This is a genomic window from Paenibacillus sp. TSA_86.1, from assembly GCF_052691815.1.
Genome location: NZ_JBQZGE010000001.1, coordinates 154,405 through 167,637, shown reverse-complemented (window position 1 = coordinate 167,637; position 13,233 = coordinate 154,405). Strand labels below are relative to the sequence as shown.

At 48.8% G+C, this 13,233-nt stretch carries 10 protein-coding genes; 5 read left to right on the top strand and 5 right to left on the bottom strand.

The window, feature by feature from the left end; all coding sequences use genetic code 11:
• Positions 1-277: 277 nt before the first annotated feature.
• The 3 genes from ACUTVW_RS00665 to ACUTVW_RS00655 are packed head-to-tail and all read right to left on the bottom strand — an operon-like array spanning position 278 to position 3,579.
• A complete protein-coding gene (locus tag ACUTVW_RS00665; protein WP_445644012.1) occupies positions 278-2,320 on the bottom strand; it encodes an ABC transporter permease subunit in 2,043 nt (680 codons plus the stop codon).
• The gene (locus ACUTVW_RS00660; protein ID WP_445644011.1) at positions 2,295-3,197 is read right to left on the bottom strand and encodes an ABC transporter ATP-binding protein; all 903 of its coding nucleotides are present in this window, start codon (positions 3,195-3,197) and stop codon (positions 2,295-2,297) included. Before ACUTVW_RS00660 ends, ACUTVW_RS00665 begins: the two co-directional genes overlap by 26 nt.
• A complete protein-coding gene (locus ACUTVW_RS00655) occupies positions 3,190-3,579 on the bottom strand; it encodes a GntR family transcriptional regulator (RefSeq protein WP_445644010.1) in 390 nt (129 codons plus the stop codon). Before ACUTVW_RS00655 ends, ACUTVW_RS00660 begins: the two co-directional genes overlap by 8 nt.
• 1,022 nt (positions 3,580-4,601) lie before the next feature.
• On the opposite strand from ACUTVW_RS00655, the gene ACUTVW_RS00650 reads away from it, so the two are divergent.
• Together ACUTVW_RS00650 and ACUTVW_RS00645 are read left to right on the top strand one after the other, a co-directional pair.
• Positions 4,602-5,435 (top strand): futalosine hydrolase, encoded by an 834-nt coding sequence (locus ACUTVW_RS00650; protein WP_445644009.1) that lies wholly within the window; start codon positions 4,602-4,604, stop codon positions 5,433-5,435.
• Positions 5,432-6,274: a 1,4-dihydroxy-6-naphthoate synthase gene (locus ACUTVW_RS00645; RefSeq protein ID WP_445644008.1), complete on the top strand. Its 843-nt coding sequence runs from the start codon at positions 5,432-5,434 to the stop codon at positions 6,272-6,274. Before ACUTVW_RS00650 ends, ACUTVW_RS00645 begins: the two co-directional genes overlap by 4 nt.
• Before the next feature lie 707 nt (positions 6,275-6,981).
• Here ACUTVW_RS00645 and ACUTVW_RS00640 read toward each other — a convergent pair.
• A complete protein-coding gene (locus ACUTVW_RS00640) occupies positions 6,982-7,632 on the bottom strand; it encodes a pyroglutamyl-peptidase I (RefSeq protein ID WP_445644007.1) in 651 nt (216 codons plus the stop codon).
• 215 nt (positions 7,633-7,847) lie between these two features.
• Positions 7,848-8,849: a Gfo/Idh/MocA family protein gene (locus ACUTVW_RS00635; RefSeq protein ID WP_445644006.1), complete on the bottom strand. Its 1,002-nt coding sequence runs from the start codon at positions 8,847-8,849 to the stop codon at positions 7,848-7,850.
• Positions 8,850-9,078: 229 nt separating this feature from the next.
• On the opposite strand from ACUTVW_RS00635, the gene ACUTVW_RS00630 reads away from it, so the two are divergent.
• The 3 genes from ACUTVW_RS00630 to ACUTVW_RS00620 all read left to right on the top strand — a co-directional run bounded on the left by ACUTVW_RS00630 (position 9,079) and on the right by ACUTVW_RS00620 (position 13,208).
• Complete coding sequence (locus ACUTVW_RS00630) at positions 9,079-10,977, top strand: AraC family transcriptional regulator (RefSeq protein ID WP_445644005.1); 1,899 nt, start codon at positions 9,079-9,081, stop codon at positions 10,975-10,977.
• Positions 10,978-11,178: 201 nt separating this feature from the next.
• A complete protein-coding gene (locus ACUTVW_RS00625; RefSeq protein WP_445644944.1) occupies positions 11,179-12,150 on the top strand; it encodes a FecCD family ABC transporter permease in 972 nt (323 codons plus the stop codon).
• Between the two features lie 14 nt (positions 12,151-12,164).
• On the top strand, positions 12,165-13,208 hold the full coding sequence (locus ACUTVW_RS00620; protein WP_445644943.1) for a FecCD family ABC transporter permease: 1,044 nt from the start codon (positions 12,165-12,167) through the stop codon (positions 13,206-13,208).
• Positions 13,209-13,233 lie beyond the last annotated feature (25 nt).

Here is a 13,233-nt window from a genome sequence, read left to right as displayed (position 1 = left end):
AGGATAAAATCCCCGCCGTCTCTTACTCTACATCTGTAATTAGATAAGCATTTATTACCTTTACAGTGTCCGAAGCACGCCTTCCTTGCAGTTCAAGATTCAAAGTTAGCGATCAATTCAACTAACGACAAAAAAGCACCCGTAAGTCAGGCATGTGCCTGCTCTTACGGGTGCTTCCCTCATGAGCCGTTCCATATGAGATTCAGTGAATTAACGGATCGCTTGAATCTTTACTTTTCCTAATATATTCCATAAGAATCATTTGGTCAAGCTGAAGTTATAGATCGGCCAAGATGGCTTTCATATCCTCGGTGAGATCTTCCTCTTTTAACATCATGTAGACGTTCTGGCCTTTGATAAAATTGAGTTTGATCTGATAGACAATAGCCTGTTCTGTGTAATAACCTGATCTTTGGCGCTGGAGCAGTTCGCTGATGATTTTTTTATTCTTCGTTGCGACCTTCTTTTTTCCTTTTAGATTTTCATCTATCAATTGTGAGTCAGGATAGACCAGGTTAGCTTTACCCGGGCTATCCATCTCCTGTTTGATAAACTGGGCAGAGGCAATTTCATCCTCGGATACCTGCAGCTGATCATACACCTTGTTATCCTTGAGCCATTTAATCAAACGGATATAGGTTGGTTTAATCTCATACGTTGAACTAAGATTAGGGCTATCTAATACCCGTTTAGGCGATAATTCGTCCCGATAATCCTGATAAACCTCAGCTGATGCAAATGGCTCCCAATGGGATTTTTGATCTTCATACGTTTGATCTAAAATTTCCGATTTCAGCAGAGTTTTGAATTCACGAATGAGCTGCGGGTCACTAATGTACACAGCGCGATCACTGATAAGTCTTGACCGGATACCGATACTGCGAACGTCATTGTCGAGTGCATAAGTTCCATACATGGCAGCTTTATAATCTTCGAAACTCTTCATATTCTTAAATTCTTGTTGAAAACTGGATTCTTGAACCGTATATTCTCGTGATAAAATCTTTCCACTTTTTAACTCATAGTTAATCGTGACGCTCTCTTGATCAGCTATCATCTGATTCCGTCCCCTGTCATTCAAGGTCTGACGGGCATTAACGATTTTTTGATGAAGTGCAAGGATAGCATCGATATATCCCGCAGAGTTGGAGTAGAACTGTTCATCGTCCAGCTTTATAGTCTGATTACCTACGTAAATAAACTGATCCCCGCCAATACGCACCTTGTTGACATTATCCTTGGAAGGTACATTGGCTGCATAGCCATTCCAGTCCGCGACTGGCACGTACAGGATCAGCCCGGCTGCAATTCCATATACAGCAAACCGTGGCACAAGACTACCGCTCCAGATGAGCCATGTTTTGCGTATAATCATCTCGGCTCCAATGTATCCTGCAATGCCTCCCAGGATATACCCTGCAATGCCCCATTCCTCGGGATTCCCGGGTGAAATCGATGAAAAATATGCGCCACTAAGCAACACAACCGTGAACATAAATCCAAAACGGAAAATCGGTTTTACGATCTGGAATGTTATGGCTTGCGTTGCCGATTCCACATGCCGTTTACGGTACAGCAGATACGACAGTATGATGAGAATCACCGTCAAAGCAGCATATATGCCGAGTTCACCCCAGCCGGGAATGGCATAGCTGAGGCTACTTAGGCGGGAAATTGGAGATATAGTCTCTATTTTAAATCGGAAAAAATGGTCCGGATAACCAAACAAATAACGTTTCAGATGCAGTCCAAAAACTCCCCAAAAGATTAATGGAATCAGGCTGATGCCATATACGGTAAGTCCCTGCAAAATAGACTGTCCGATACACATGCCCACCGCTACGGTCAGCGTAAACATGAACAAAGAGATCATGCTCATGGTTACGCCCCACATCCAAACAGCCGAACTATCAAAGGTGAGTGCAGGCTCACCCAGAACTGCGGAAACCCACCCGGTAACTCCAGCTGTAATCCATATGGGAACCAGTATCATCACATATCCGCTCAGCATGTTCATTGTAAGTAGATGTCTACGCTGCAGTGGCAAACTATGATACAGATCAGCCGGTGCGCCCGCTTGCATGTAACGGAACAGGAACAAGGCCATCACAACCGGCACTGTAATTGCAAAAAGCCAATGAAATTCCCCGTTCGCTCTAAACAAGCTGCCGATTACTTCTGTATTATCTCGATACTGTGTACCGATATATAGCGGAAGTGTAATTAATAAAAGAAGCAGATAAACAATACCAAGCCAGCCATGCTGCCTGAAATTTTGGTACAGGATGCCGCGGTTAAAGTATAATCGGTTGAATGTCATAACCCGCACCCTCCATTTCATAGATGAAAATTTCCTCCAATGTCAGCGGCAGCACATCCAGCAGATACGGATCATGCAGACGAAATTGTGCGGTAACATCTTCACGATGACCTTTAACAATGTACAAGGAGACACTTCCTCTTTTTTCTTCATGCAAAATATGAACTTGTTCTCTCAACGAATCAGCATGATTCGGATGACGAAAAGCTACCTGAATCTTGTGTGTGTCCGCCTTAAGGTCATCCAGGTCTTTCTGCACGATAATTTGGCCTTTGTGCATGATGGCTACATGGTCACAGAGGTCTTCAATCTCACGTAAGTTGTGAGATGAGATGATAATGGTCACCTGGCGCTCCGCGGCCTCCTGGAATAGCAGGTTTTTGATCTGCTGGCGCATGACAGGGTCGAGGCCATCAATCGGTTCATCCATAAGCAACACCTCAGGCATACAGCTGAGTCCCAGCCATACCGCAGCCTGACGGCGCATGCCCTTGGACATGCGATGAAGCTTGCGTTTTACATCTAATTTGAAGACGGCTGCCAGCTGGTTGAAACGTTCCTCATTCCAGCGTGGATAGACAGAACGGTAAAATGCCGCCATGTGAGTAATCGTAGATTGCGGAAAAAAGGTTGGGGAATCAGCCATAAAAATCGTACGGCCTTTAATATCAAGGTTTTCGTAATTTTTAGTCCCATCGATGCATACATTCCCACTGTCTTGACGATAAATGCCTGCGATTATTTTGAGGAGCGATGTTTTACCTGCCCCGTTGGAACCGAGCAATCCGTAGATCGATCCCTTATGTATGTGCATCGTTACGCCATCGACGGCCTTCTCATGTTCAAATGTTTTGATGACTTGGTTCAGCTCAATCATGAGGCACCTCCTTCTCTATACGGGCCATCGCTTCTTCGAATAAAAGAGTCATCTCCGCCTTGGTTAAACCGGAAAACGAAGCTTCGGCAATCAGTTTCACCAAAGACTCCCGAATCTCATCTTTCATAGCTTCCTTCGGATGTTCCACAGATGATGATACGAAACTTCCTTTCCCCTGCAAGGAATAGATGTAACCTTCACGCTCAAGTTCGCGGTATGCCTTCTGAATCGTGTTCGGATTCACGGTGAGTTGCGTTGATAATGACCGAACGGAAGGAAGCTGCTCATCAGGTTTCAGAATACCGTATACGATCATTTCTTTGACCTTATCCACCAGTTGCTCATAGATCGCCTTACGGCTGCGTACATCCAATTCGAACATCCCGCACCTCCTTTCTTCAATCAACTGTGTGATCTGTACTATTATTAATAATACAGTTAATACAGTTTGTCAATCTTTAACTTTATCTCCGTGCGTGAATTCGAGGATAGCAAAATTTATATCAGATCAATCAATATGATATAGTTGACATATAATGAATTTAATAAGTGAACACGTTCAGGTTATTTTCTGAACACCCCTGAGGCATGTTCCCTTTGGAACACAATTCGGTGAGAGTTTCTATAAAGTTTCTATACAAATCGCTTCTCCTTACTCGGCTTGGTGAAAATATGTTTGAAAGGTTGTTCTGCGCCTTCCCCTTCGTTATGATGAGTTAGGACGGGATCGGATGGGTTGAGTTGAGTTAGGATGGATTGAGATGGGTCGGAATGGGTTGAGTTAGGGTGGGTTAGATTAGGTTAGAATGAACTAGATTGAGTGTCAGTAGATCACTATCGTAGAAAGATTGTTCATTTTGTGATCCATCGTATTCATCTTATTGATCACTATTATTACTATTTGGGGCTGCTCAGTGCTACTCAGTCCTATTAAGTGCTACTGGGTGCTGCTCAGTGCTATTAAGTTCTTCTGCTTTTAAATAGTACCTTGTACTCGATTGCGTCTAAAATTCGTCCACTCATCGTGCACATTTGAGGATTTTGTTTATCAAAAGGTGGACACTTCTTTGAAAATAACACACCACACTCGCCAATCTACATATAGATCAAAATTAATATTTTCGATTTTTATGTCTATATATAGTGTTACAATCTTTAGCAGAGGGATATGCTCTTTAGGAGGGTAGTGTCCACTCTTTGAAAGACAAAAAGGATCTATTTGTTCGCATACAGTAGACAGTTAGAGGACAATTAATGAAGAGTAACTGAACTCCTTTGTGCACAGCCTGACTACACTTTGAAATCATTGAACGCGCACAGCCTGCTGAACTTAATCACGATATAAATGACCAGGTTAGCGGCAACGATCTTATTAAATACTTAGAAAATTGAGGTAAAGGCCTAATGAACACAACGAAAAGGACATTTTCAGATACGAATGCTTCTACACCCGGGTTCTGCACTTCCTCACGCGTGCTGATTGTAACGGCAGTGGATGCGGAAAAAGAGGCCATCCTTCGCGGTTTGGGTGAGGATGCCGCAGCACGATTTGATGTGATTGCAGCGGGCGTTGGCCCTGCCTCGGCCGCTGCCGGAACTGCCGCTGCCATAGCCTTTGCTTCAGCAGCGGCACGTGAACTGGCGCATGGCACTGCCGCGCCAGAGGAACGTGATGCGGCACAAGCATCTGCCGCATCTTCAGGGCCGGGGCCCGCTGCCGGAACCGGCATCAGATCAACAGCCTATGGGCTGGTGATCAGTGCCGGCATCGGCGGCGGGTTCCCCGGCCGGGCGGACGTCGGCTCCCTCGTGGTAGCCGACGCTATGATTGCAGCCGATCTGGGCTCGCAGACGCCAGACGGCTTTCTCTCTGTGGACGAGCTCGGATTCGGCTCGTCCCGTGTGGCGGCGGACGCGGTGCTCGCCGCGCGCCTACGCCATGAGCTGCAGCGGGCAGGGCTCGCTGTCAGCGGGGGCACTGCGGTCACCGTGTCCACGGCGACCGGAACCGCGCAGACGGCCGCGGAGCTGCTGCGCCGCGTGCCAGATGCAGTCGCCGAAGGCATGGAGGGCTTCGGCGTGGCAACAGCTGCGCAGCAGTTCGGCCTGCCGGTGCTCGAACTGCGCGGCATCTCTAACGCGGTCGGTCCACGCGACCGCGATGCCTGGCGCATCAAGGATGCCCTGGATGCGCTCCAGGCAGCAAGTTCAATTTTACGGGAGGTTATGACATCATGAATATTGCTTTTTCCCCTTGTCCTAACGATACATTTATCTTTCACGCCTGGGTACACGGACTGATTCCTGGTGCACCTGAGCTTGAAGTTCGCTATGCAGATATTGATATAACCAACGGCCTCGCTGCGAATCCAATCGGACCAGAAATTCCGGAAGTGATGAAAATCTCTTATGCAGCGCTACCCTATGTACTGAAAAACTATGCTTTGTTACCCGCTGGCGGTGCGCTGGGCAGAGGTTGTGGCCCTTTGGTTTTGACGGCAGATGGCACAACAGACCCGGCATACCTGTCTGGGCGACGGGTTGCGGTACCGAGCGAGCGCTCCACAGCCTACCTATTATTCCGTCTATGGGCCGCACAAAATGTCCCTGGCGGTGTCGGTGAAATTGTAGTTATGCCTTTTGATAAAATCATGCCTGCTGTTCGCGATGGACAGATCGATGCCGGACTGGTCATCCATGAAGCGCGTTTTACGTACCAAAACTATAATTTGCAACTGATGACAGACCTCGGCAACTGGTGGGAAAGTGACACAGGCTTGCCGATTCCGCTTGGTGCTATTATTGCCCGCCGTGATCTGGATGCTCATGCTCTGGCTGGCTGGGCTCGTGCCTCTGTGGAATACGCCTGGGCACATCCTGAAGAATCCCGAGCATACGTGATGCAACATGCACAGGAGATGGATCCCCATGTCGCCGCTCAACATATCGATCTGTACGTCAACGAATTCAGTGCAAATTTGGGCGAAGATGGATATGCCGCCATTACGGCACTGCTTGGTCGTGCAATGCAAGAAAAACTGGTTCCCGAGTTCGACCTGAACCTGTTACGGATCTGACCTCCCCATTGCAGTGCTCGGTGCTCCCTATTGGCTGGTACTGATTGGTTGGAATTGAAATGTTGTTAGTTTATTTAACTACGAGCATAGCCAAAGCTATTGCTAACCGGTTAGGGTCTGTCTTATGACAGCTGCGTATCTCTAACGATCCTGACAGAGCTTATTTGGCCCATTTTTGCACTCTGTAAATTCTAACGATCACCAGGAAGCTTATTTCGCCGAAAATGACTCTTTTTCACCTCATTCTTGTCTATTTTCGTGAAATAGCGTTCATACGGATCGTTAGAATTTCAAAACCACCAAATTGGCGTAGATAGCGTCTGTGGTGATCGTTAGATTTTTCACCGGACAATCGTGCAGAATCATCGGGTCGGGTCTAACGCGCAGCTTCATTGAGTCTAACATATGAAAAGGGCGACTCCGCACGCCACCTTTGTGACGTATTGGAGCTGCCCTTTATTAACTGGTTCGTGGGTTCTTTAGATGGTACGTTCGTTCATCGTTGGTTGGTTCGTGGGTTCATTGATGGATACGTTCGCTCGCTCGTTCGTTGGTACTTGAGTTCTTTGGTTGGTTCTTTGGTTGGTTCTTTGGTGGATACGTTAGCTCGCTCGTTGGTACTTGAGTTCTTTGGTTGGTTCTTTAGTTCGTTCCTTGGTTCTTTGGTTGGTTCGTGGGTTCTTTGGTTGGTTCGTTTTATTTGAAGTTTATTTTTTTATTACATCCTCTATATTTATTCTAGCCTCTAACAAGACCGTGCGGATCATGGATCGCAGTGCATCCAGCATCACGGGCAGTGGCAAAGATGGGGCAGATGGCTCCAGTACGGCCATTTCAGTCGATGCCGGAAAATGTACAAACCCTGCCCTCACAGGCAACTTCTGTACCCGAATGTAATCCAGTACCCGGTACATTGTGTTGTTACATATATACGTTCCCGCTGTGTTGGAGACGGTTGCTGGTATGCCTGCTGCCATCATCTCATTGACCATCGCCCGGATGGGCAAGGTGGAAAATAAACCATCCGGACTTCCATCCGCAATTGGCTCGTCTACTGGGCGCTGGCCTTGATTGTCCGCGTAAGATCGGGGCGGAATATCCTTCACATTGATCGCGATACGCTCTGGCGTGATCGCTGTTCTGCCTTTTGCCAACCCGCAAGCGATAACGACATCTGGCTGAAAAGAATTCATCTCTTCAATTAGCAAGTCTGCACATTCATCAAAATGCACAGGCAGCAGCAACGTTTTTAATACAGCACCCTCAACAACCTCATACTCTAATGCCGCCATCAACGCTCCAGTCGGATTCACCGTATCTCCGCCAAAAGGCTCAAACCCTGATATCAAAAATTTCATCACCGCTGCACCCCCTTGTTGTAATCATGACGACACTGAATTATTGCATTAGTTCCTTCCGATGATGAATTAAAAAGTATCAACCATACTTATCAGCTTCCCTAATCCATATACTTTCACAGGCCTATTCATTTACACTAACTCAATCCGCTTCAATATGCCTGATCATGGTGAGCATTATTGCTTAGATCATTTCTCAACGCGGTCCAGCGTTCTTATTCCGATCGGTAGCGCAGACCCCATTGACGGCGCACCGTATCCATTAATTTCATGATTTCCAGGGACTCGTCCAGCTGCATGGTGTTACTCTCCGTGCGGCCTTGCAGAATGCAACGTCCCGCCTCCTCCGCTTCAAACGCATACCCGATACACGTCCGATCATCCACAAACTTTTCCGGCTCGTCCTGTCCGTTGACATGTAAGTATGCTTCTTTGCCTGCGAGGAAAAAAGGCAGACGAATTCGGCCTTCCGTGCCATATATGACAGCCTCATTGTTCAGATTCAAACGAATGGCACCGTTCAGTGACGCCGAACGCCCCTCCGAATATGACAGCAATACTGAGAATTGCTCGTCCACACCCGTTTTCCCGATATGCGCTGTGCTCCATACATGCTGTGGCTGTTCACCAAAGATCATCGACGCGAAAGAGATCGGATACACTCCGGCATCCAGCAATGCACCACCGCCCAGATCGGGATTAAGCAGCCGCCCTTCCGGCTCCCAGCCAATGCGGAACCCAAAATCAGCATGAACCATCCGCACTTCACCAATGCGCCCTTCGGCAATCCAGGCCCTTGCCTGGGCAACCGGCGGCAGGAATCGTGTCCACATGCCCTCCATTAGAAAAAGCTTCCGCTCTCGCGCCGTTTCCACCAATGGCTCCAGTTGACGCGAGTTCATCACAAAGGGCTTCTCACAGAGTACCGCTTTACCCGCTTCGAGGCAGGCCATCACATTTTCCTTATGTACCGGATGAGGGGTTGCCACGTAGATGATATCCACCTCAGGATCACGCAGTAATTCATCATATGAAGCGTAAGCGCGTTCAAAACCATATTCGGCTGCAAACTTCTCCGCACTGCCTGCAGTTCGAGAACCGACCGCTGCTTTCTCCGCATTTCCGGCATGCTCCAAATCCTTGGCAAACTGGGATGCAATCCATCCCGTGCCCATAATGCCCCACCGTACCTTATCCCGTCCTGCTGTCTGTGTCATAAGTACATCCTCCCTACTACAGATTGAGTGTTACAAGGTTCATGATTCAGACCAGCCAACATGGTATCTCTCTTATTTTACCAAAAAGAAACGTTTTCGTCAGAAAAGCCTGCTTTTCTTCACCACATTTCATTTCCGCAGCAGATTTGCTAAGATGATTTGGAGACAAACCATGAGCACATGTACCCTTTAGAAGAACATATGGACCCCAATGAAAGGAAGGTACGCCATGATCACGGAGCCAAACCAAGGCCATAACCGCATACCTTCAGACGACAAGCTGACTGTGAGCCCTCGTGGCGATGTAAATCATATAAATACACAACAACTAACAACGGAGACTACTCCGAAAAAAATAAACACCGATACGTTGGCCGATATTCCACGGTCCGTATCCAAGCAAACGAATGGTCTCGCTTCTAATCATGGCCCTACACGCTTGGCTAATAGCCCTACTCACTCGACACATGCAACGGCTCGAGATGAACTTCACCAGTTCTTGAACCATGCCCTGGTTGAACTTCGACGGGTAGAGCATATTAACACACAGCAGCGCTTCCAGTGGCAGGTGGATGAACTCCCGCATCATACCTTCATCTACCTGCATCGGTTCACGGGAACGCAGATTGTGGATACCGAGCCATCCCGTGTCGTACGCAAATCGGCCTGTTTGTACCCACCCGGAACCCGTCTGGAACTTGTGTCGGATGCCGATCACGATGCCGAGCTATACATGCTTGAATTTGACCTGTTTCGAGTGACAGAGAAAACCGAAGCAAGGCGCATCTATGAACGTGAACTTCATTTACCCGTTACGGGATGGATTCAAGGTCCCTTTTACGGCATTCAACGAATCGCCTCCCAGCTGACTGAACTCGCACATCCCGATGACGAAACAGCATCCCGTGAGATCAAAACACAATTGTTACTCACCGAACTGCTCTATATGCTCTGGCCTGAAGAGCATCCGAGATCTGCCGAAGAGCAGGAACAGGAAGATCCCGAGTCCTGGCTCAAATCTACACTTCAATATGTGCAGCAGCATTATATGCATGAGATCAAGCTGGATACACTCGCTGAACTGGCGGGCATGCATCCGTCGTATTACTCCCAGCTGTTCAAAAGCCGGATGCAAAAAAATCCGACTGAATATATTACTCATCTGCGCATGAATCGGGCCAAGGAAATGCTGCTGACCTCGGATCTGCGTATTCGTGATATTGCGCGTGAGGTCGGTTACCGCGACGAGTTTTACTTCAGCAGACGTTTTCGCAACTATGCGGGTTATTCCCCAACTTCTTATGCCAAGCAGGTTCATCGCAACATTATGTCACTGTCTTATCCGTATACCGATCATCTGATGACGCTCGGCATCACCCCATGTGCTGCCCAGATACAAGGCCATCTGCCACATCTGCCTCAATCGCTGAAGCTGCCTTTTCATGCGTATGAACCTTGGGAACAGGGACGACAGGCCTTTCTCGATGTGAATCCTGAGCTGATTCTGACTAAAGATAACGCTACGGCTAAAGCAATGGAGCATATTGGTGATGTTGCGCCCATTATTACCATTCCGTGGAACCAGACCGACATGTTCGGCCATCTGGAACGAATCGCTTCGATTGTAGATCGGACTCAGGCGGCAAAAGAATGGATGGATCGACACGAACGCAAAGCAGAGCGTGCCCGTAAGAAGATCAGAGAACAGGCTGGCGGTCTGACTATAGCTGTAGGTACGTTAACAGCCAAGGGCCCCCGAATGTACAGCCACCGTAACTTCGGTCATGTATTCTACCGCACGTTACAACTCGCTGCACCTGAGCGAATTCAGGCTGAACTGCAAGGCAAAGCTCCCGGGATTGGCTTCAACTGGATGCCCTTTACCCCCGGACAATGGGACGGTCTGGAAGCCGATGTGCTTGTGCTTGCAACAGACAACCTGCATAACCCAGCAACACTGCTGCAAAAATTAAAAAATGATCCGTTATGGAATAGTCATCCCGCCGTTCGCAGCGGCCGAGTTCATCTTGTGGATTGGAACGCTTGGGTTGTCTACGCCCCATATTCCATCAACATCCAGCTCGAGGAAGCGCTCTCGATGTTGACGAACAAGCCTGTACTTTTGTAATCTAAAAAATGTCCATTTCCTAAATCTTAATTTATGCCATGTACGGGCCTGGATTAAGATTTTATAATAATCACTAATTGATAATGATAATCAATAACAACGAAAGATGTTATTTGTTATAAAGGAGTGACCCGTATCCGACATCCGGGACTACCTCAGCGTCCGTCTCATGTTAAACGATCCGCAGTCACCGTTGGTCTAATGTTTCTGTCCGCCATCGCGATCCTGCTGATCAGTATGTTTGTTGCCATCTCATTGGGGGCCAAGGGATTAACACTGGAAACGGTCTGGACTGCCGTGTTTCAATATAGCCCTTCCCTGACGTCTCATCAGATCATTCATGAATTGAGACTGCCACGAGTGCTGGCCGCCGCTATCATCGGAGCCGCTTTTGCTGTTGCTGGAGCCTTAATGCAAGGCATTACCCGCAATCCGCTGGCAGACACCGGTATCCTCGGCATTAATGCCGGAGCAACGTTTGTTGTGGCATTAAGCTTTGCCTTCTGGCCAGGATTACCTTACGGCTGGATTATGCTTTTATCGTTTATAGGAGCAGTGCTCGGCACCGTGCTCATCTTCCTGCTTGGCATGGCTGCCCCAGGGGGCCTGAGCTCCATTAGACTCACGGTGGCTGGTGCAGTGATTGCCGCTATGCTCGGTTCACTGAGCACCGGGGTCGCCATTTATTTTGACCTGAGCCAGGATCTGGCCTTCTGGTACGCGGGTGGTTTTGGAGGTATTGAATGGCGGCACCTGAAACTGATACTGCCGGTACTGCTGCTTACACTGTTGTTCACCATGCCGCTCGCCCGGCGTGTCTCGCTCATGTCTCTGGGGGAAGAGATCGCCATTAATCTCGGGATAAACCTGCGCTGGACTCGCTTTCTTGCCCTTGCTGCTGTCGTTGTACTCGCGGGGGTGTCCGTCTCCGCTGTAGGTTCGATTGGATTCGTAGGGCTGGTTATCCCTCATATGTCTCGCAAACTGGTAGGGGTAGATTATCGGCTGATCATTCCCATGTCATCCCTGCTCGGGGCCATTCTACTTGTACTCGCCGATCTCGGTGCACGAATTGTGAATCCGCCTCAGGAACTGGCCGTAGGCATCATGGTTGCTTTTGTCGGCGTACCGTTCTTCCTCTATCTGGCCCGCAAGGAAAGGAGGGCGTTGTAGTGATGAAACGGGGAATGAAATCTGTCGTCAGATTCCCTTTAGAGAAGTTCAATCAAACCTCTCGTGGCCAAAGGGCGATCATCGTCAGCATCGTTCTGCTCTGTCTTGCAGTCCTGGTGATCCTCATCAGTCTGAATACAGGTACGGTTCGTGTATCTCCTCTGGCTGTTATCCAAACCTTTCTTGGACAAGGAAGCGAACAGGATCAGATCATCCTGTTGGATTATCGCCTGCCCCGCATTCTGGTCACGGTTCTTGCCGGGGCCGGGCTGGGTATTTCAGGTGCAGCCCTGCAAGGTATTACACGTAACGCACTTGCTGACCCGGGAATTCTGGGCTTGCATGCGGGAGCCGCTTTTGGATTAATTGTCTTTGTCAGCCTGTCGTTCAGCTTGGACACCTCGGTGGCTCTGCTGATTCCGCTCTTTGCTTTTGCCGGAAGTGTGGCTGCGGCCCTGATCATTATGCTGCTGTCCTATGACAAAAACAGCGGTGTATCACCGATTAAACTTATTCTGGTCGGCATCGCTGTTGCCGCCGGATTCCATGCACTCACGCTCTATCTGTCACTGCGTCTGGACGAGGACACCTATTCCTTCGCTGCACGCTGGCTTGCAGGCAGTGTGTGGGGTCGTGACTGGGTTCATGTACAAGCTTTGCTTCCCTGGGCCGTGCTCTGTATCGCCTACATCTGGAGCCGCTCCAAAACCTTGGATGCCTTCCATCTAGGCGATGCCGCTGCCACCAGCATCGGCACACCTGTGCGTTCCCGGCGCATCCTGCTGTTGCTCTGCTCCGTGGCCTTGTCTGCGGTCAGTGTATCTATGTCTGGAGGCATCGGCTTCATCGGTCTGGCTGCCCCTCATCTGGCCCGCAGACTGGTCGGACCGATGCACCGGCACTTGATTCCGGCTGCAGGACTGATCGGCATGCTCATTCTGGTAGCCGCCGATACAGTCGGCCGGACGATATTTGCACCAAATGCTATTCCAGCGGGCGTTGTTGTCGCCGCGATTGGCGCACCTTATTTTTTATACCTGCTGGTACGAACCAAATGATTATAAAAGGCTCCATCCCAAGAAT

Bases quoted from the DNA above. Each gene is read 5' to 3' on its own strand.
- ACUTVW_RS00625 (WP_445644944.1), top strand. From the start codon at position 11,179: ATGTTTCTGTCCGCCATCGCGATCCTGCTGATCAGTATGTTTGTTGCC.
- ACUTVW_RS00645 (WP_445644008.1), top strand. From the start codon at position 5,432: ATGAATATTGCTTTTTCCCCTTGTCCTAACGATACATTTATCTTTCAC.
- ACUTVW_RS00660 (WP_445644011.1), bottom strand. From the start codon at position 3,197: ATGATTGAGCTGAACCAAGTCATCAAAACATTTGAACATGAGAAGGCC.
- ACUTVW_RS00665 (WP_445644012.1), bottom strand. From the start codon at position 2,320: ATGACATTCAACCGATTATACTTTAACCGCGGCATCCTGTACCAAAAT.
- ACUTVW_RS00650 (WP_445644009.1), top strand. From the start codon at position 4,602: ATGAACACAACGAAAAGGACATTTTCAGATACGAATGCTTCTACACCC.
- ACUTVW_RS00635 (WP_445644006.1), bottom strand. From the start codon at position 8,849: ATGACACAGACAGCAGGACGGGATAAGGTACGGTGGGGCATTATGGGC.
- ACUTVW_RS00620 (WP_445644943.1), top strand. From the start codon at position 12,165: ATGAAATCTGTCGTCAGATTCCCTTTAGAGAAGTTCAATCAAACCTCT.
- ACUTVW_RS00630 (WP_445644005.1), top strand. From the start codon at position 9,079: ATGATCACGGAGCCAAACCAAGGCCATAACCGCATACCTTCAGACGAC.
- ACUTVW_RS00655 (WP_445644010.1), bottom strand. From the start codon at position 3,579: ATGTTCGAATTGGATGTACGCAGCCGTAAGGCGATCTATGAGCAACTG.
- ACUTVW_RS00640 (WP_445644007.1), bottom strand. From the start codon at position 7,632: ATGAAATTTTTGATATCAGGGTTTGAGCCTTTTGGCGGAGATACGGTG.